Genomic DNA, 19,973 nt, shown 5'->3' on the forward strand with positions numbered 1-19,973 from the left:
GATGAGAAAAGATTTTAAAAACATCGATATATATGCCGCATTTCAGCCTGCTAATGGTGCTGAATGGCAAAAGGCTAACGGTATCTCCGCTGACTGGAAAACACCGGAACACATTGAAGTGAAGCCTGTTTATACAAAAGAAGACCTCGAAGGAATGGAACATCTCGGCTATGCTGCCGGACTTCCTCCTTATTTGCGTGGTCCGTATTCAGTAATGTACACCCTTCGTCCCTGGACCATCCGTCAGTATGCCGGATTCTCTACTGCCGAAGAATCCAATGCTTTCTATCGCCGTAATCTGGCTTCCGGTCAGAAAGGTTTGTCAGTAGCATTTGACTTGGCTACTCACCGCGGTTATGATCCCGATCACGAACGTGTAGTGGGTGACGTAGGTAAAGCAGGTGTATCTATCTGTTCATTGGAAAACATGAAAGTTTTGTTCGATGGTATTCCTTTGAATAAGATGTCTGTATCCATGACGATGAATGGTGCTGTGCTTCCGATTATGGCATTCTATATCAATGCCGGTTTGGAACAGGGTGCTAAACTCGAAGAAATGGCAGGTACTATCCAGAATGATATTTTGAAAGAATTCATGGTGCGTAATACCTATATTTATCCGCCTGCATTCTCTATGAAGATTATTTCTGATATTTTCGAATACACTTCACAGAAGATGCCGAAGTTCAACTCTATTTCTATCTCCGGTTATCACATGCAGGAAGCAGGTGCTACCGCAGATATTGAGTTGGCTTATACATTGGCTGACGGTTTGGAATATCTCCGTGCCGGAACAGCAGCAGGTATTGATATTGATGCATTTGCTCCGCGTCTTTCTTTCTTCTGGGCAATCGGAACCAATCACTTCATGGAAATTGCCAAGATGCGTGCCGCACGTATGCTGTGGGCGAAGATTGTGAAACAGTTTAATCCGAAGAACCCGAAATCACTGGCCTTGCGTACTCACTCACAAACTTCCGGATGGTCATTGACGGAACAAGATCCGTTCAACAACGTAGGACGTACCTGTATTGAGGCTATGGCTGCAGCTTTGGGACATACCCAATCTTTGCATACCAATGCATTGGATGAGGCTATTGCTCTTCCGACAGATTTCTCTGCACGTATCGCACGTAACACACAGATTTATATTCAGGAAGAAACTTACATCTGCAAGAACGTTGACCCATGGGGCGGCTCTTACTATGTAGAATCTCTGACGAACGAACTGGCACACAAGGCTTGGGAACATATTCAGGAAATTGAAAAACTGGGTGGTATGGCGAAAGCTATCGAAACAGGTATTCCTAAAATGCGTATCGAGGAAGCGGCTGCACGTACACAGGCTCGTATCGACAGCGGTCAGCAGACCATTGTGGGTGTGAACAAGTATCGTTTGGAAAAAGAAGCTCCGATTGATATCCTTGAAATTGATAATACGGCAGTTCGTCTTGAACAGATTGAAAACCTGAAACGTTTGAAAGAAGGACGTAATCAGGCTGAAGTGGACAAGGCATTAGCAGCTATCACTGAATGTGTGAAGACCGGCAAGGGTAACTTGCTTGAACTGGCAGTTGAAGCAGCTCGTGTTCGTGCTACTTTGGGCGAAATTTCTTATGCGTGCGAACAGGTTGTAGGACGTTATAAAGCAATAATTAGAACTATATCAGGCGTGTATTCATCAGAAAGTAAAAACGATAGCGACTTCAAGCGTGCTTGTGAACTGGCAGAGAAGTTTGCGAAAAAAGAGGGACGTCAACCTCGTATCATGGTTGCAAAGATGGGACAGGACGGTCATGACCGTGGTGCCAAGGTAGTAGCAACGGGTTATGCGGACTGTGGTTTCGACGTGGATATGGGACCGTTGTTCCAGACTCCGGCAGAAGCTGCTCGTGAAGCGGTAGAAAACGATGTTCATGTAGTAGGTGTTTCTTCACTGGCTGCCGGTCATAAGACATTGGTTCCGCAGATTATTGAAGAACTGAAGAAACTGGGACGTGAAGACATTGTGGTGATTGCCGGTGGTGTTATTCCTGCACAGGATTATGACTTCCTGTATAAGGCAGGTGTAGCTGCTATCTTTGGTCCGGGTACTCCGGTGGCGAAGGCTGCTTGTCAGATTTTGGAAATTCTGATGGATGAAGAATAACTTCTGAGATTCTTTAGAATCTTATAATATTCCCACCTTTTAGACTTGTTTTGGTTTAAAAGGTGGGATGTTTTTTTTGTTTGCATCCATTGCCTGAAATTAATTTTGCCTATATTTGCCCCGGGTTTCATAGTAAAAGACTCGACAGATGAACGAAACGATAGCAGAATTGGATATCCGTTTTGAGCAGTTTTATGCCGCTAACTTCCCTCGTGTGAAGAACTTTGCGAAGTTGTTGACCAAGTCGGAGGAGGATGCGGAAGACATTGCCCAGAATATATTTCTTAAGTTATGGACACGTCCTGAACTTTGGCAAGATCAGGAAACCATGACTGGTTATCTCTATACTGTGACTCGGAATGAAATATTCAACCTGTTCAAGCATCAGAAGGTAGAGCAGGAATATGAAGACAAAGTTTTGAAAGCCCAGTTGTTGGGTGAACTTTGTGACGAAGATTCCTCCCTGTTAGAAAATCTATACTATAAAGAAGTATTAATGCTTATTAGGATGACACTCAGTCAGTTGCCTGATCGCCGTAGACGGGTTTTTGAGATGAGCCGTTTTGAAGGACTTTCTCATAAAGAAATAGCAGATAAACTGCAAATCCCCTTGCGTACCGTAGAAGATCACATCTATAAAACATTGACGGAACTCCGCAAAGTGTTAATGTTTGTTATTCTATTCCGTCTTTTCCCGTAGTTGTCCTTGCTGAGTAGTGATATTTACGTAAGCGTTTCTAAACAGAACAATAAATATCACCTTATGAAGAATTATATTCGCGATGTAATCGACCGTTATATCAATCACGACTATCCGAAAGAAGTCGATCAGGATTTCCGTACATGGCTGACCGACGAAGAACGTGCCGATGAAAAAGATCATGAACTCAATCAACTTTGGGAGGCTACCGAATCGGCAACGACTTCCGGCTACCGTCATTCTTTGGAACGGATGCGTGAACTGACAGGCATCGGAACGAGGCGCAGGATACATTCTTTACGTACTCATCTGGTAGTGTGGCGCGTAGCGGCAGCTTTGTTGATTGCATTTTCTTCCGTTTCTATCTATCTGGCTTTGCAGAACCGGCAGGCACCAGATTTGTTGCAAGCATATATTCCTACCGCCGAGATGCGGAACATCACTTTGCCGGATGGTACGCAGGTATTGATTAATTCCCAAAGCACTTTACTTTATCCACAGCAATTTAAGGGTGATACCCGTTGTGTGTATCTTGTGGGAGAAGCCGGCTTCAAGGTGAAACGTGACGAAGAGCATCCTTTTATCGTGAAGTCCTCGGACTTTCAGGTGACGGCACTCGGAACGGAATTCAACGTGACAGCCTACCCCGACGAAGAGGAAGTGACAGCTACCCTGATTTCCGGAAAAGTGTTGGTAGAGTACAATAATCAGCAGGGGCAGGAGATCTTGAAGCCGAACGAGCAACTGGCTTATAACAAACGTACCCGCTCCGGAAACGTACTTCATCCTGATATGCAGGATGTCACTGCTTGGCAACGTGGCGAAATCGTTTTCCGCAGTATGACATTGGAAGAAATCTTCACCCGTCTCGAACGCAAATACCCTTACACCTTTGTTTATAGTTTCCGTAGTCTGAAAGAAGACCGGTTCAATCTTACTTTCGGGCAAAATGCTTCTATGGAAGAAGTGATGGATATTATCGCTCGTGTGACGGGAAATCTGGACTATAAAATAGTGGGAGACAAGTGCTATATTTCAGGCACCGGGGAAGGGCGTCTCCGGCACCGATGAAGATAGGCTCCGGTACCGGGGAAGACATGCTTCGGCACCGGGGAACAAAATAGAACTTGTAAACACTGAATATTAACCTTAAAATACATTGAGCCTATGTGGAAAAAATATCCGGGAGAAGCTGCAACCTTCCCCCGGATGTGAAATCGAAATTCTTACTATTAGCGTTAACCAGACGCTACTAAATTCGAGAATCTAACTTTATCTGTATAAACTAATACTAAGAAGATGCAGCAAATTTATGAATTTATAGCCAATAAGCAGGCAATCAGTCGAGTATTTATGCTTTTTTTGTGCTGTCTGCTCCTTTCTACCCCTACTTTTGCTCAAAGTAGTAATGCCCGGATTACGATCCATAAGAAAAACATATCGGTCATCGAGGCATTGAAAGAAGTGGAAAAACAAACGAAACTGTCCGTTGGTTACAACGAGTCGCAGTTGAAAAACAAACCCTCCATCGATTTGGCGTTGGAAAAAGCCACGTTGGAGAACTCTCTCACGGAAATCCTAAAAGGTACAGGATATACGTATCAGCTCAAAGGAAAATATGTCATCATCGTTCCACAAGAACAGAAAGCAACCGAAACTGCTTCCACCAAACGTATCACCGGACGCGTACTGGATGATAGCGGAGAACCGTTGATTGGTGTCAATGTACGTGTGGAAGGTACAAGCATTGGAACTATCACAAACATAGACGGTAACTTTTCGCTCGAAGCTCCTGCAGGAAGTGTGTTGAGTATCAGTTATGTAGGTTACACTCCACAGACGGTAAAAGTAACCGGACAGAATACATATAGCGTGCAACTGGCTTCGGATACAAAACTGTTGAGTGAAGTCGTTGTAACAGCACTTGGCATCAAACGCGAGCAGAAAGCATTGAGCTACAACGTACAGCAAGTAAAGTCCGACGAACTGACCCAAATTAAGGATGCTAATTTTGTAAACAGCCTGAATGGTAAAGTTGCGGGTGTTACTATCAATACGAGCTCTTCCGGTGTCGGTGGGGCAAGTAGAGTGGTGATGCGTGGAACAAAGTCTATTGAACAGAGTAGTAACGCCTTGTATGTGATTGACGGTATTCCGATGTATAATTTCGGTGGCGGAGGAGATACGGAATTTGGTTCAAAGGGAGCTACCGAGGCCATTGCTGATATTAATCCGGAAGATATAGAAAGCATTTCCGTACTGACTGGAGCGGCAGCTGCCGCCCTTTATGGTAGTAATGCGGCAAACGGTGCGATTGTGATTACTACAAAAAAAGGACAGGTAGGTAAGCTGCAAGTAGGTGTATCAAGTGGCATCGAATGGTTGAATGCTTTTAAGATGCCCGAGTTCCAGGACCGTTATGGTACAGGTAGTAATGGTAAAACAGGAAATTCCAATATTTATAGCTGGGGACCGAAGTTAAACTCGGCTGCTCAAACAGGATATGAGCCGGATGATTTTTTTGATACGGGTGCGGTATATACAAATTCCGTTACGTTGTCTACCGGAACGGATAAAAATCAGACTTTCTTTTCTGCGGCTGCCGTCAATTCGGCAGGGATGGTTCCCAACAATAGGTATAACAGATATAATTTCACTTTCCGCAATACGACCAGTTTCTTGAATGATAAGATGAAACTGGATGTAAGTGCAAGCTATATTCTTCAGAACGACCGTAATATGACCAATCAGGGGCAGTACTCCAATCCGTTGGTTTCTGCTTATCTTTTCCCTCGTGGGGATGATTTCTCTATAGTGAAGAATTTCGAGCGTTGGGATGAAGCCCGGAAAATTAGCGTACAGTTTTGGCCGCAGGGCGAAGGTGACCTTCGTATGCAGAATCCTTATTGGATTGCTTACCGTAATCTCCGTCTCAACAATAAGAAACGCTATATGGCTTCAGCAGGTTTGAGTTACCAGATTCTTGACTGGCTGAATGTGGCAGGGCGTGTCCGCATCGACAATACTCATAGCGAATATGAAGGCAAGCTTTATGCAAGCAGTAGCAACACGCTGACTGACGGTAGTTCACAAGGCCATTATACAGTAAATAACGGACAATATTCGCAGACTTATGCCGATGTGTTGGTGAATATTAATAAACGTATTCAGGATTTTACGATTGTAGCCAATATCGGTGCCAGTTATAGTGGAGTGACTAGTAAGGAATTGGGCTATGCGGGGCCTATACGAGAAACTGGTATTCCTAATCTGTTCAATGTTTACGACCTTGACAACGCAAAAAAACGTGCTACGCAGGTGGGTTGGCGCGAAGCGACCGAATCTATTTTTGCCAGTGCCGAAGTAGGGTGGAAAAGTATGCTTTATCTCACCGTTACAGGACGTAACGACTGGGCTTCGCAGCTGACACATTCTCCGCAGGCTTCATTCTTCTATCCTTCCGTAGGGCTTTCGGCTGTCATCACTGAAATGTTGAAACTGCCTGATTGGGTGGATTATCTTAAAGTACGCGGAGCATTCAGTTCCGTAGGTAATCCTTATCCTCGTTTTCTTACCTATCCTACTTACTCGTATGATGCCAATAAGCAGGACTGGAAATCGCAGACGAATTATCCCATTGGTAAACTATACCCCGAGCGTACTGACTCATGGGAAGTAGGTCTGGATGCAACCCTGTTTAAAGATTTCAAATTGAGCGGATCTTTCTATTACGCCAATACTTATAATCAGACATTTGATCCTCGGCTTCCTGTTTCGTCAGGATATGACAAACTGTATGTACAGACGGGTTATGTACGCAACTATGGTTTCGAGGCTATGTTGTCTTATGGACATCGTTGGGGAGATTTCGGTTGGGACAGTAGCTTTACTTTCTCGGCCAACAAGAATGAAATCGTTGAACTGGTGAAGGATTATGTTCACCCGGAGACGGGAAAAACTTACAACGTCAATAAACTGGAACTCAAAACCGATGAAGGCCGCGGATTCGGAAAGGCGAAATTTATCCTGAAGGAAGGTGGTACGCTGGGCGATCTTTATACCCATGCCGATTTGAAGCGTGATATTAACGGTAATATCCTGATTGACGATAGCGGCAATGTGACAGCCATCGACAATGCCGGTGACATAAAGTTGGGAAGCGTACTTCCTAAGGCAAATTTAGCTTGGAATAATAGCTTCTCTTATAAAGGTATCAATGCCGGTTTCTTGTTGACAGCCCGTTTGGGCGGAATCGTTTATTCGGCAACACAGGCTTATCTTGATCTCTACGGAGTATCTGAAACATCTGCTGCCGCGCGTGATGCCGGAGGAGTATGGATAAACGGCCGTAGCCGCGTGAATCCGCAAAGCTTCTATGAAGTGGTAGCATCGCAGAGCGGATTGCCTACCTACTATACTTATAGTGCTACCAACCTGCGTCTGCAGGAGGCACATATCGGTTACACCGTTCCGCGCCGCTGGCTGGGCAATGTTTGTGATATCAATGTATCCCTTGTGGGCAGAAATCTCTGGATGATCTACTGTAAAGCTCCTTTCGATCCTGAAGCAGTAGCTACTACGAACAACTATTATCAGGGAATCGACTACTTCATGATGCCGAGTACCCGGAATATAGGATTTAACATAAAGATTAACTTCTAAATACTATGATGGACATGAAACGAATATATAACATTCTTCTGATAATGATCCTTTCATTATTTCTGCTTCCGTTGGGCGGTTGTTTCGACAGCGACATCAACCGGAGTATGTACGAAGCGGACGGAGAAGAAATGCAGCGTGAGAATCATATTGTAGGTGCTACGCTCAAAGGAATGCAGGGATTGGTGATTCCTACACGTGAACACCTTTACCAGTTTATGGATGCCATGGCAGGAGGAGCATACGGTGGTTATCTGGAAGGAATTGTAGACACTTGGGTGATGAAATTCTCTACTTTCAATCCCGAACAGGGATGGCTCAAATCCCCGTTTGCCGATCCGATTAAAGACATGTACCCGCAGTACCGCGATATGATGAACAAGACGGATGACCCTGTGGCTTTAGCTTTTGGTAAAATTCTCCGGGTGTGTATCATGCATCGTGTGACGGACATTTATGGTCCGATTCCTTATTCGAAGATGATGGATAATGATAATTCGGGTGAAGACCTGGCTGTCCCTTACGATTCGCAGGAGCAGGTATATACACAGATGCTGAAAGAACTGGAAGAAGCGGATAAAGTGTTGGAGGAAAACAAAGACCTGTCGTCCGAGGCTTTCCGCAAACTGGAAGACTTGTATTACGGAAATATTTCCAAATGGCGTAAGTTTGTACATTCCATGCAACTTCGCATTGCCATGCGTATGAGCTATGTCAATCCTACCGAGGCGCAACGTATTGCGCAGAAGGCTGTGGAAGCGGGAGTGATTGAATCGAATGAGGACAACGCCATGCTTCATGTGGCGGAGAACCGTTCGGAGTTGCTATTTAATAACTGGAATGACTACCGTATCAGTGCCGATTTAGTTTCTATTATGAAAGGTTATGAAGATCCGCGTTTGGATAAGATGTTTGTCAAAGGTGTGCAGACAGTCGATCAGGATGGCGAGAAAGTCGATGTATACGATTATTACGGTGTACGTATCGGCATATTTACCCAGAAGAAAGACGACATGATTAACCTTTACTCAAAGCAGGTGATTTCCAGCACCGATCCTTATCTCTGGATGAATGCGGCGGAGGTGACTTTCCTTCGTGCCGAGGGCGCGTTGCGTGGTTGGAATATGGGAGGCGATGCGCAGGCATTGTATGAAAAGGCTATTGCCCTTTCATTCGAAGAGCGTGGCGGAGCCACCGGAGCGGACCAATATGTGAAGGATGCGACGAAAAAGCCTATAGACTATGTGAACCCGATGGACGGGGCTGATATTAAGTATAGCCATCCGGCGGTAAGTACCATTACGATTGCCTGGGAACCTGGAGCGGAGTATTTCGAACGGAACCTGGAGCGTATCATTACTCAAAAATGGATTGCAATATTCCCGCTGGGGCTGGAAGCATGGGCGGAACATCGTCGTACGGGCTACCCGAAGTTGTTGCCTGCCGTGGAGAATAAAGACCCCAATAATAGTGTGAATGTAACAATCGGTCCCCGTCGTCTGCCTTTCCCTGCAGATGAATATACGGGAAATCCGAAATACATCGATCAAGCTGTAGAAATGCTGAATGGTCCCGATGCCGCAGGAACTAAACTTTGGTGGGATAAGAAAGACCATTCCATTGAGAATAGTCAATCTTCAAACTAGAACGAACCTTTAAATCAATGAGATTATGAAATATAAATCAATCTTTAAGTTATGCCTACTGACTACTTTCCTGTCGGTTGCCACCATCAGTTGCGACGACTGGACGGAAATGGAAATACACGATAGTCAGGTGAATGGGTTTAAGGAACAGAATCCGCAAGAATATGCGGCATATACGCAGAATCTTCGCGCATATAAAGCAACGAAACATGCTGTCGTTTATGCCCGGTTGGATAATGCTCCGGAAGTATCTACCGGTGAGAAGGACTTTCTCCGTGCGTTGCCGGACAGTATCGATATAGTGACGATGCGTAATGCCGACCGTCTGTCCGAATATGACCGGGAGGATATGAAGTTGGTACGTGAGGATTATGGTACGAAAGTGCTTTACTATATAGATTGCACGGCTAAAGATAAACTGAATACCTCTATTACTTCTGCTGTTGAGGCAGTGCGTACAGGGACATTTGACGGGCTTGCCCTCGGTTCGGAAGGCTCTGCGGTAGACGTCTCGGCGTTAAAGTCGCTACTGGATGCTTTGGGACAGACACCGTGTCTGTTAGTTTTTGAAGGTACCCCTTCCTTGTTGCCGGAAGCGCAGCGCAGCCTTTTCAACTATTTCGTACTTGATATTTCCGGTGCATCCGATGAATATGATATAGAAACCTCCGTATTTTATGCCACCGGATATGGCAAGGCCGCTCCGGATCGCCTGCTGTTGGCTGTCACTCCTGACGGTACATTGACCGACTATAACGGAGTGACGCGCAATGCCATCGCCGGAGCTGCTTACGGTGCTCTCAATATGGAAACGCCATTGGGAGGTATTGCTATTTACAATATCTCTACCGATTACTACGATACTGATATTATTTATAAACAGACCCGTGGAGGTATTCAATTCCTGAATCCTGCTTCGGCTCACTAAACGATGTAAACTATGAGAATACATAAACTTTATCAGTGCTTTGCAGCCGCAGTTTTGTTATTTCTGCCGGTTGCCTGTGATAATACGGATTACAGCGAAAAGTCACCGTTCGATAATTCGGCATACTTGAATGTGGCTGCCAGTAAAAATACGGAGGCTTTCACTTTTAACCGTAAGGTGACAAGCCAAACGAAAGTCTTTAACGTGAACTTGACTTATCCGTCGGGGAATGACGTGAAGGTCAGTCTAAAGGTAGACCCTTCAATGATTAGTACCTATAATGCAAAGAATGATACTCACTATGAAGCACTTCCCGAAGCATATTACCAGCTGTCGACAGACGCGGTGACTATTCCGGCAGGGAAGACTACCTCCGAAGAAGTACACATCAAGTTTCTGAAACTCGATGAACTGGAGATTGATGCTACCTATCTTTGTCCTCTTTCTATAGGAGGAGCCGAAGGGGTAGGCATCATGAACGGTTCACGCACAATGTATTACCTCGTGCGTCGTTCCAGTGCCATCACTACGGCAATGAACCTGAAGAACGTGTATGTTGCCGTTCCGGGATTCGACAAGGGAAGCCCTACCGCAGATGTAGTGAATAATCTGACAGCTATTACAATGGAAGCAATCATACGGATTAACCAATTTGATGATGAAACGAATATTTCTTCAATAATGGGTATCGAGCAGTATTTGTGTGTGCGTTTGGGAGATGTTGACTTTCCTCGTCAGCAGTTGCAGGTTCAGACCCCTGTGGGTAAATTTCCTACTGCCGACAAAAAACTCCAACTTCAAGCGGGAGAGTGGTATCACATCGCATTGACGTGGGATTTGAATACGCAGGTGATTGCTTTCTATGTGAACGGAAAATTGCAAAGCAGAGAAGAAGGACACGGCAAGAGCGATGTAACAACCATTAGTTTGGGGGATAAACTGGCGGATGATGACACAGGTAATGGTGGTGACTTTAATTTCTATTTCGGACGTTCGTACGGACAATCTCATGATATAAGTCGTCAGTTAAACGGTGATATTAGTGAAGCCCGTATATGGAGCGTGGCACGTACCGAACAGCAAATCTATGAGAATATGTATAATATCGATGACCCGGCAGCCGAATCTGATTTACAGGCTTACTGGAAATTTGATGAAGGCACCGGAAATACGATTATAGACCGGACCGGACACCATAATGATGCGAAGATGATTCCATACTTTACGAATGACACCTATACACAGCCACGTCCGAAAACGGAAGCAGAGTTATGGCCCAGTGGTGTGGAAGTGCCTATAATGAATAAATAAGTCAAAGTGGTTATAAACTAAAAACGAATGACGATATGAAACGAATATTAAAATATATCTGGCTTTGGGGCTTGCTGTCTTTATGCGTTTCTTCTTGTGAGGAAGAAGCAGCTGTAATCAATCCTGATGTTTCGCATGATAAACCGACCGAAGTGGTTATAGGTGATTCACCAAGATTGTGCAGCGAGTTGCAGACAGATAATCAACAGGTGTTCCTTATAGTTACTGATAAAGAGAATGAGGTCGTAACAGACCAAGTGTCTGTTGTACTGAAAGAAGCCGCTACGGGAACGAAGAATTTGACAGTGGTGGTAGATAAAGATTTCGATGTGGAAACTTTCCAATTAGCATATACCAACTCGAATTACACATTGTTGCCGGATAATGCTTATGAGTTGGGCAATGGTGGTAGTCTGACAATTGCTGCCGGAGCTATGCAATCGGGTAAGATGACTTTAATTCTTAAAGGATGGATGTTACCGGTTCCAAGTAATTCTAATTTAGGAGCTTCTCAGTATCTACTTCCTCTTAAAATTAAGGAAGATGGTAAATATCAAACGTTGCTTTATCGTATCAATTGGACCAATGGAAAGCATCGTTTGACTTCTTCCAGAAAAGGATATACTTGTATAGGATATGTTGACACTGAAAAGATGAGTCCTTTGGTAAGCTCTGTGTATTGGCTGGAAGATGCAAGCTGGGAGATGAGTAAAGCTTCTCAACTTTTTGATGTTGTAAACTTATTAAGAGCTACTGTTGGTACAGGAGGTGAACTGAAATTGAATGCGGACATAAGCCACGTTCTGAAAAATGCGGATAAATACATTCGTCCGTTGAAATTAATGGGAATGAAAGTTTGTCTGACTGTGAAGAATAGTTCAACTATAGGCTTTTGTCATTTGACAGATGGTGAGATTGAGAATTTTGTAGCACAAGTGAGAAATGCAGTGGAGTTGTACGAGTTGGATGGTATTGATCTTTGGGATGACAGTGATGAATATGGTATAGATGGTATAAAGAATACTAGTACTTATCCTAAATTAATAAAAGCCTTACGTGAGGCATTATCCAAAGAGACAATGTTAACGGTTGCTGATAAAGGGGAAGCGACTGCCCTCTTTTTTGATAAAGAAAAGTGTGGTGGTATAGAGGTTGGAAAATATATTGATTATGCTTACACAGGTTATATAAACCAATATTCTCTTCCTTTTTGGACGAAGTTTGAAATACCTGAAGCTGAATGGATGATTTGTGGACGAAAACCGTTTGCTGGATTGGAAAAAAGTGATTTTGTTTGTTTTACACGAGACTTTACGAAATTTTATCTTGACTATTATTCGGCTGATATGAATTTTATGTCTTTCGTTATGGATATGGGTACAGGCGATGTGCCGGGAATGTCTGTTTTTAATGAAAGCAAAGGGTATATTGCTTATGACATACCTGATAATGTGCGAGGAATGGAGATACTCACAATAGGAGTTACGACTGATATGCAAATGATGATCGATCCGTCAGTTCAGATCTCTGTACATCCTCACGAGGCTGGTGCAGTTGGAAATGATGTTGATAATACTTATTTCCGTAAAGACTGGTAACAGCTTAAGATGCTAATTCTCCATATTGAGAATCCATAAACCTTTTCTGGTGGATATTATTTATTCTTTTGATAATAAAGTAGTATATCAGAATTCGTAATCAAACAGTTATCAGTCATCTCGGACTGGCTGATGTCGAATCTGTCCGTAGTTTATAGTTGAATACAACAAAATAACTTTTTTACTAATAAATTGAATCATGAAGAATGTATTGAAAATCTGGTTAGTCGACAACACTGTAACCGTCGACAACAAAGACGATAAGATCGGTCAGCTCGAATCGTCCGGTAATCTTTCGTTGAAGGACATCCTCGACGAGATGCACAAGGAAGACACCGGGCTCCGTCCCGAAACCATCGAGCACGTCGTGAAGCTCTACAACCGTGTTGTGAGCGATCTCATCCTTAGCGGATATAGTGTCAACACCGGTCTTTACCACGCCGTAGCGCAACTCCGCGGTGTTATCGATGGCGGAAAATGGAATCCCGAGAAGAACTCCGTCTACGTCTCCTTCACCCAAGACAAAGAACTGCGTGAAGCTATCGCCCAAACCTCTATCAGTATTTTGGGCGAACGCCAAAGCGTGATGTACGTTGCCGGATTCTCACCTGCCACCGCCACTGCAGGCCGTCCGTTCACAGTCAATGGCCGTATGTTGAAAATTGCAGGTACGGATTCTTCCGTCGGCATCACTATCACCGACAGCAAAGAACAAACCACACCTGTCGACCTCAATATGTTGGCCGTCAACAACCCGTCACAACTCACATTCATTGTTCCTGCCGGTCTGGCCGATGGCGAATATACCCTCACCGTCACTACACAGTATGCAGGAAGCACGCTCCTGAAGACACCCCGAACCGCTATCGCTACTTTCTACGTCGGCACGAAACCCGATGCAGGAGGCGGCTCCGGTTCCGGTGGTAGCGAAGGCGGCGGAGGAGAGGCGCCCGATCCTGCGGCATAAATGTTCTCTTGGCCTGGCGGAGCAATGTCCCGCCAGGTTTATGCAGAGAGGCTGCATAGCTCTATACACGCATCATGTATAGAGTTGTGCAGCCTTCGTGTATAGGGCTATACATGATAAATGCATAACTTTGATCTTTTTCTCTGTTTTGCCCTCTTTTTCATCAAAGACTTATGTATATAGCCATAATTGAGCTTGGTATTTATTTATCTTTTTCGCATTATCTTTTTTATGGTACTAATTTATTAGTACTTTTGTCTTTACCGAAAGAAAAGATCAACGATTATGGCAAGAATAACGATTCCATACGCAGTGGCCGACTTCGCAGAAATGCGTGAACGTGGCTTTTATTATGTTGATAAGACAAATTACATTCCGGGGCTTGAAGACTATAATGCTCCCATCTTTCTCCGTCCCCGTCGTTTCGGGAAAAGTCTGCTCATCTCCATGTTGGCCCACTACTACGACCGTACGAAAGCGAATCGTTTTGAAGAACTTTTTGGCGGCACCTGGATTGGCGAACATCCTACGGAAGAACATAATCAATATTTGGTGATTCGTTATGACTTCTCGGCTATGGTGATGGCGGATGATATGGAAGGGGTGGTACAGAACTTCAATGACCTGAATTGTGGACCCGTGGAAGTTACGGTAGAACATAACCGAGACCTGTTTGGTGATTTTCAGTTTACAACTCGAGGAAATGCTGTGCAGATGTTGGAGGAACTTTTGGGTTATATCAGCTCACATGGATTGCCTAAAGCATATATATTGATTGACGAATACGATAACTTCACCAATCAACTGCTTACTTCCTATAATGACTCACTTTATGAGGAAGTAACCACTAGTGATAGTTTTCTTCTCACCTTTTTTAAAGTTATCAAAGCGGGTATCGGCGAAGGCACGATTCGCACTTGTTTCTGCACAGGCGTATTGCCTGTCATCATGGACGACCTGACCAGCGGGTACAACATTGCGGAAATCCTCACATTCAAACCCGTTTTTTTGAATATGCTCGGCTTCACCTATGAAGAAACGAAAACATACTTGCGCTATGTACTTGATAAATATGCTCCCGGTGCAAGCGAAGAACGTTTCGATGAAATCTGGCAGCTTATTGTGAACAACTACGACGGTTATCGTTTTAGCCCTGTCGGTGAACGTCTTTTTAACTCCACTATCTTAACTTATTTTTTTAAGAAATTTGCCGCTAATGCCGGAAGTATTCCCTCCGAACTGATCGATGAGAACCTGCGTACGGACATCAACTGGATTCGCCGCCTGACTCTTTCGCAGGACAACGCCAAAGAGATGCTCGATGCCCTGGTGATAGGCGGTGAATTGTCATACAACGTCAGAGATCTGTCCGGCAAATTTAACAAGAAGAAATTCTTCGAGAAAGAATTCTATCCGGTCAGCCTGTTCTATTTAGGCATGACAACCTTGAAGAGTGCTTACCGCATGGTACTTCCCAACATGACCATGCGCAGCATCTACATGGATTATTACAACCAACTGAACAAGATCGAAGGTAACGCCAGTCGTTACGTCCCGGTTTATGAACTTTATGATTCCAATCGTAGTTTTGAACCCCTTGTGCAGAACTATTTCGAGCAATATCTGGGACAATTCCCCGCACAGGTTTTCGATAAGATCAACGAGAACTTTATCCGTTGTTCTTTCTACGAGCTTGTCTCCCGCTATTTGAGCCATTGTTACACTTTTGCCATCGAACAAAATAACTCCGTCGGTCGTTCGGATTTTGAAATGATCGGCATCCCGGCACGGATTATTACACGGACGATCGCGTGGTGGAATTTAAATACTATCGTTCCAAAGATGCCGACCGTATGCTTGCGCTCACCGAACCGCTGGTAGAACACGTAGAGCAAGTGAAAGGTTATGCCGCAGATACAAAAAGAAAATTCCCCAATTACCATGTTCGTTCGTACATTGTGTATATCTGTGCCAACAAAGGGTGGAAGTGTTGGGAGGTTTAATATGAATCATTTGTAGATAAATATGAGGAAGAAGTAATTATACTCTCTTATTCCTCGGGTAGCCATCGACTGACATTTCGTGTGTCAGTACTGAATTCTATTCCAACCTTTTTGACTTCCCGTTCATCTGCCTGATAAGGGATAAGATATCCTTTATCTTCGATTTGCTGTAATGCTTGCTCGGCTGTGCCATTTAGTTTGAATTCGAATACATAAATATACTTCGGTGTTTTGACAACTGCATCAGCCCGTCCTTTTGCACTGCGTACTTCTGCTTGTGTGAACTGTCCCATGAGTTTGAATATCAGATAGAAAACAGTCTGGTAATGCCGCTCTGTCTGGTCATTCAGTTCGTAAGGTATATCGGCAAAGAAGGCTTGAAGGCGGGTTAGAAAAGCATTGATATTGCCACTTTCCAACTCATGGACAAATTTGCCAATATAGAAATCTTGCTCATTATCGGGAATATTAGAGTAGAATGGCAGAAGGAAATTCATAAAGCCATATCTCACTTCATCATTGGGAAAAGCAAGTTGATAAGTCTTGAAACGAGGGTCGTATTCTTTAATCGTCAGATACCCGCTTTGATAAATCAGCGGAATAGGATTCCTGCTTTCTGCCCGGTACTCGTTGAATGACGCTGCGTTTGCTTCCACTCCGTCAATGAGCGTTCGCAGGTCATAGTTGCTATCCATCAGCATCTTGACAAGGAAAGTAGGAGTGCCTGTCTGAAACCAGTAATTCTCAAATTTATATCCATCGAACACATTTAATACACTGAACGGATTGAACATGCCTTCTGCATATTCACAGAAATGATACCCGTCGTAAAGTGAGGTCATCTTATGGATTGTATCTTCTGGTGTCATCCGGTTGTATGAGGCCAGCTTATCCAATTCCGGAGTGAATGTATCTATCAGTTCCTGCTTGGTGATGCCGCAAATGGTGGCATAAGGCGGTTTCATGCTGATATCATTCAGTTGATTCAAATCACTGAATACACTGACTTGTGAGAATTTGGTAACACCTGTCAGAAATACGAAACGCAGATAGCGGTCAGCACTTTTCAATACTCCATAGAATGCTTTTAGCATTTTGCGGTATTCTTCAAACAAGGGCAGATTATCCAGAGCTTGCAAAAGAGGTTTGTCATATTCGTCTACTAATACGACTACTTGCTTTCCGGTTTGCACACATGCGCGTTCTATAATATAGGCGAATCGTTCTTCCGGTTGTCGATCTTGCTTTTCGGTTCCGTAGATTGCTTCCCATTTTTCCAGATGTTGGTTGAGCATCGCTATCAGATCTGCCGGAGAATCATACTTGCGTGCATTCAAGTCAATATGAAAAACCGGATAGACTTGCCAGTCAACTTCCATTTGTGAGATGGCTAGTCCTTCGAATAAGTCCTTGCGTCCCAAAAAGTAAGCCTCGAAAGTGGAAATCAGCAGGCTTTTTCCGAAACGTCGGGGACGGCTAAGGAAATAGGGGATGCTTGTGGACACCATTTTTCCGACAAGGGCGGTTTTATCTACATACAGATAATTTCCTTTGCGGATTTTCTCGAAAGTTTGTATTCCGATGGGCAATTTGCGGTTTAAATCAATCATACTTGTTCTTTGTTATAAGAATTCTACTCTTGCAAAGGTAACATATTTTGTGGGATATTGTTCTTTTAGACAAATATTCGTGTAACTTTGCAAATTGATAGTTTAAAAACAAGAAGAGAAAAAATGATAGTTTGCATAGCCGAAAAGCCGTCTGTAGCACGTGATATAGCCGAAGTACTCGGCGCTCATACCAGAAAAGAAGGATATATAGAAGGAAACGGATACCAGGTGACCTGGACATTCGGGCATCTTTGTACCCTGAAGGAGCCACATGAATACACCCCTAACTGGAAATCATGGAGCTTGAGCAGTCTGCCGATGATTCCGCCACGTTTCGGTATCAAGCTGATTGGGCATGATCCGGGTATTGAGAAGCAGTTTCATGTGATAGAGTGGCTGATGCAGAATGCGGATGAAATCATCAACTGCGGTGATGCCGGGCAGGAGGGAGAATTGATTCAGCGCTGGGTGATGCAAAAAGCTGGCGCACGCTGTCCGGTGAAGCGCCTGTGGATTTCTTCGTTGACGGAAGAAGCTATTCGTGAAGGATTCTCGAAACTGAAAGACCAAGCTGAATTTCAATCACTTTACGAAGCCGGTCTTTCCCGTGCGATGGGTGATTGGCTGTTGGGAATGAACGCTACCCGTCTTTATACCCTTAAATACGGTCAAAACAAACAGGTGCTCTCTATCGGTCGTGTACAGACACCGACGCTGGCATTGATTGTCAACCGTCAATTGGAGATAGCCAATTTTGAACCCAAACAATATTGGGAACTGAAAACAAACTATCGTAATACCACTTTCTCTGCACTCATTCGCAAAAGTGATGAAGAAATTGCCGCGGAAGAGGAAAAGAACGGCGGAAAAAAGAAAATAGATAACCCGGGCATCGACCCTATTGCCAACCGGGAAGAAGGCGAAGCATTGGTAGAACGTATTAAAGACCTACCTTTTGTAGTCACCAATGTCGGCAAGAAAGACGGGAAGGAATACGCTCCACGTTTGTTCGATTTGACTTCCCTTCAGGTAGAATGTAACAAGAAATTCGCTTATTCGGCCGATGAAACACTGAAACTGATCCAGTCTCTTTATGAGAAGAAAGTGGCTACCTATCCGCGTGTGGATACCACTTTCTTGAGCGATGATATTTATCCGAAATGTCCTGCTATCCTGAAAGGACTCCGTGATTACGAAGTCTTGACAGCTCCGTTAGCTGGCACTACACTTCTTAAATCAAAAAAGGTATTTGACAACTCGAAAGTGACGGATCACCATGCCATTATCCCAACCGGAGTCTATGCTCAAAACTTGACGGATATGGAACGTCGTGTCTACGACTTGATAGCCCGTCGTTTTATAGCCGTGTTCTATCCGGACTGTAAAATTTCTACTACCACCGTGATGGGAGAAGTGGATAAGATAGAGTTTCGGGTAACTGGAAAACAAATTCTGGAACCGGGATGGCGTGTCGTGTTTGCCAAGGAAGTAAAAGATCCTACCGAAGAAAAAGAGGAAGAGGATGAAAATGTACTTCCTGCTTTTGTGAAGGGGGAAAGTGGTCCTCATATTCCGGACCTGAACGAAAAATGGACACAGCCGCCCAGACCTTATACTGAAGCAACCTTGCTTCGTGCAATGGAAACAGCCGGAAAACTGGTGGACAATGATGAACTTCGCGATGCTTTGAAAGAGAATGGTATCGGTCGTCCGTCTACCCGTGCTGCAATCATTGAGACGTTGTTCAAGCGAAATTATATCCGTAAGGAAAGAAAGAACCTGATTGCCACCCCGACAGGAGTGGAGTTGGTGCAGCTTATTCACGAAGAATTATTGAAATCGGCAGAATTGACAGGTATTTGGGAAAAGAAGTTGCGTGAGATTGAAAAGAAAACATACGATGCCCGCCAGTTCCTCGAAGAACTAAAGCAGATGGTTTCAGAGATCGTAATGAGTGTACTTTCTGATAATACGAATCGACGCATAACTATTCAGGACGCAGTTGCTGCAAAAGCCGAAGAGAAAGAGAAGAAAGAACCTAAAAAGCGTGAACGAAAACCGAGTACACCGAAAGAAAAGAAACCAAAAGCGGAAAAAACGACGAATGAAGTGAAGACTGATTCGCCCGGTTCTCCTGCTCCGGTGGCCATGGCAGCTTCAACTCCTTCTGCGGCAGGTGAGGTAGATGCGTTTGTAGGTCAACCCTGTCCACTTTGTGGTAAAGGAACCATCATTAAAGGGAAGACTGCTTACGGGTGTTCGGAATGGAGAAATGGATGTACTTTCCGGAAGAATTTCTAATTTTCTGCACAGTAACAAGGTAAAGTGTATGGCTGAAATAGTTTAGTGGAAAACTACTTGATTTATAGAAAAATACACTATATTTGTACATAAATCTA

At 44.1% G+C, this 19,973-nt stretch carries 11 protein-coding genes and 1 pseudogene; 11 read left to right on the forward strand and 1 reads right to left on the reverse strand.

The window, feature by feature from the left end; genetic code table 11:
* Window position 1: 1 nt before the first annotated feature.
* The 10 genes and pseudogenes from scpA (at window position 2) to HMPREF9009_RS10740 (ending at window position 15,964) form a co-directional block, all read left to right on the forward strand.
* On the forward strand, window positions 2-2,149 hold the full coding sequence (gene scpA, locus HMPREF9009_RS10695; protein ID WP_008641116.1) for a methylmalonyl-CoA mutase: 2,148 nt from the start codon (window positions 2-4) through the stop codon (window positions 2,147-2,149).
* 148 nt (window positions 2,150-2,297) lie between these two features.
* Window positions 2,298-2,849 carry an RNA polymerase sigma-70 factor gene (locus HMPREF9009_RS10700; RefSeq protein ID WP_004313560.1) on the forward strand — a complete coding sequence of 184 codons (552 nt, stop codon included), beginning with the start codon at window positions 2,298-2,300 and terminating at the stop codon, window positions 2,847-2,849.
* Window positions 2,850-2,912: 63 nt separating this feature from the next.
* On the forward strand, window positions 2,913-3,920 hold the full coding sequence (locus HMPREF9009_RS10705; RefSeq protein WP_004313561.1) for a FecR family protein: 1,008 nt from the start codon (window positions 2,913-2,915) through the stop codon (window positions 3,918-3,920).
* A 228-nt stretch (window positions 3,921-4,148) separates the two neighbouring features.
* Complete coding sequence (locus tag HMPREF9009_RS10710; RefSeq protein ID WP_049702107.1) at window positions 4,149-7,511, forward strand: TonB-dependent receptor; 3,363 nt, start codon at window positions 4,149-4,151, stop codon at window positions 7,509-7,511.
* Window positions 7,512-7,516: 5 nt separating this feature from the next.
* Entirely contained in the window at window positions 7,517-9,157 is a 1,641-nt protein-coding gene (locus HMPREF9009_RS10715; protein ID WP_008024828.1) for a SusD/RagB family nutrient-binding outer membrane lipoprotein, read from the forward strand.
* Between the two features lie 25 nt (window positions 9,158-9,182).
* A complete protein-coding gene (locus HMPREF9009_RS10720; protein WP_049702108.1) occupies window positions 9,183-10,085 on the forward strand; it encodes a glycoside hydrolase family 18 in 903 nt (300 codons plus the stop codon).
* A gap of 12 nt (window positions 10,086-10,097) precedes the next feature.
* Window positions 10,098-11,396 carry a DUF1735 and LamG domain-containing protein gene (locus HMPREF9009_RS10725; protein WP_049702109.1) on the forward strand — a complete coding sequence of 433 codons (1,299 nt, stop codon included), beginning with the start codon at window positions 10,098-10,100 and terminating at the stop codon, window positions 11,394-11,396.
* A gap of 35 nt (window positions 11,397-11,431) precedes the next feature.
* The gene (locus tag HMPREF9009_RS10730; RefSeq protein WP_049702110.1) at window positions 11,432-12,994 is read left to right on the forward strand and encodes a BT_3987 domain-containing protein; all 1,563 of its coding nucleotides are present in this window, start codon (window positions 11,432-11,434) and stop codon (window positions 12,992-12,994) included.
* 199 nt (window positions 12,995-13,193) lie between these two features.
* On the forward strand, window positions 13,194-13,961 hold the full coding sequence (locus tag HMPREF9009_RS10735; RefSeq protein ID WP_049702111.1) for a DNA-binding domain-containing protein: 768 nt from the start codon (window positions 13,194-13,196) through the stop codon (window positions 13,959-13,961).
* Window positions 13,962-14,246: 285 nt separating this feature from the next.
* Window positions 14,247-15,964 (forward strand): annotated as a pseudogene (locus HMPREF9009_RS10740) (ATP-binding protein).
* Between the two features lie 47 nt (window positions 15,965-16,011).
* Here HMPREF9009_RS10740 and HMPREF9009_RS10745 read toward each other — a convergent pair.
* Entirely contained in the window at window positions 16,012-17,574 is a 1,563-nt protein-coding gene (locus HMPREF9009_RS10745; protein WP_008641128.1) for an ATP-binding protein, read from the reverse strand.
* A gap of 123 nt (window positions 17,575-17,697) precedes the next feature.
* Here HMPREF9009_RS10745 and HMPREF9009_RS10750 point away from each other — a divergent pair, with 123 nt between their 5' ends.
* Window positions 17,698-19,875 carry a DNA topoisomerase 3 gene (locus tag HMPREF9009_RS10750; protein ID WP_008024816.1) on the forward strand — a complete coding sequence of 726 codons (2,178 nt, stop codon included), beginning with the start codon at window positions 17,698-17,700 and terminating at the stop codon, window positions 19,873-19,875.
* The last annotated feature ends 98 nt before the right edge of the window (window positions 19,876-19,973 follow it).

Source organism: Bacteroides sp. 3_1_13 (assembly GCF_001185845.1).
Taxonomy (GTDB): domain Bacteria; phylum Bacteroidota; class Bacteroidia; order Bacteroidales; family Bacteroidaceae; genus Bacteroides; species Bacteroides xylanisolvens.

What these genes read in the sequence shown, in the direction of transcription:
- HMPREF9009_RS10700 (WP_004313560.1), top strand. Translation starts at nt 2,298, where the DNA reads ATGAACGAAACGATAGCAGAATTGGATATCCGTTTTGAGCAGTTTTAT.
- scpA (WP_008641116.1), top strand. Translation starts at nt 2, where the DNA reads ATGAGAAAAGATTTTAAAAACATCGATATATATGCCGCATTTCAGCCT.
- HMPREF9009_RS10745 (WP_008641128.1), bottom strand. Translation starts at nt 17,574, where the DNA reads ATGATTGATTTAAACCGCAAATTGCCCATCGGAATACAAACTTTCGAG.
- HMPREF9009_RS10725 (WP_049702109.1), top strand. Translation starts at nt 10,098, where the DNA reads ATGAGAATACATAAACTTTATCAGTGCTTTGCAGCCGCAGTTTTGTTA.
- HMPREF9009_RS10710 (WP_049702107.1), top strand. Translation starts at nt 4,149, where the DNA reads ATGCAGCAAATTTATGAATTTATAGCCAATAAGCAGGCAATCAGTCGA.
- HMPREF9009_RS10750 (WP_008024816.1), top strand. Translation starts at nt 17,698, where the DNA reads ATGATAGTTTGCATAGCCGAAAAGCCGTCTGTAGCACGTGATATAGCC.
- HMPREF9009_RS10720 (WP_049702108.1), top strand. Translation starts at nt 9,183, where the DNA reads ATGAAATATAAATCAATCTTTAAGTTATGCCTACTGACTACTTTCCTG.
- HMPREF9009_RS10705 (WP_004313561.1), top strand. Translation starts at nt 2,913, where the DNA reads ATGAAGAATTATATTCGCGATGTAATCGACCGTTATATCAATCACGAC.
- HMPREF9009_RS10735 (WP_049702111.1), top strand. Translation starts at nt 13,194, where the DNA reads ATGAAGAATGTATTGAAAATCTGGTTAGTCGACAACACTGTAACCGTC.
- HMPREF9009_RS10715 (WP_008024828.1), top strand. Translation starts at nt 7,517, where the DNA reads ATGATGGACATGAAACGAATATATAACATTCTTCTGATAATGATCCTT.
- HMPREF9009_RS10730 (WP_049702110.1), top strand. Translation starts at nt 11,432, where the DNA reads ATGAAACGAATATTAAAATATATCTGGCTTTGGGGCTTGCTGTCTTTA.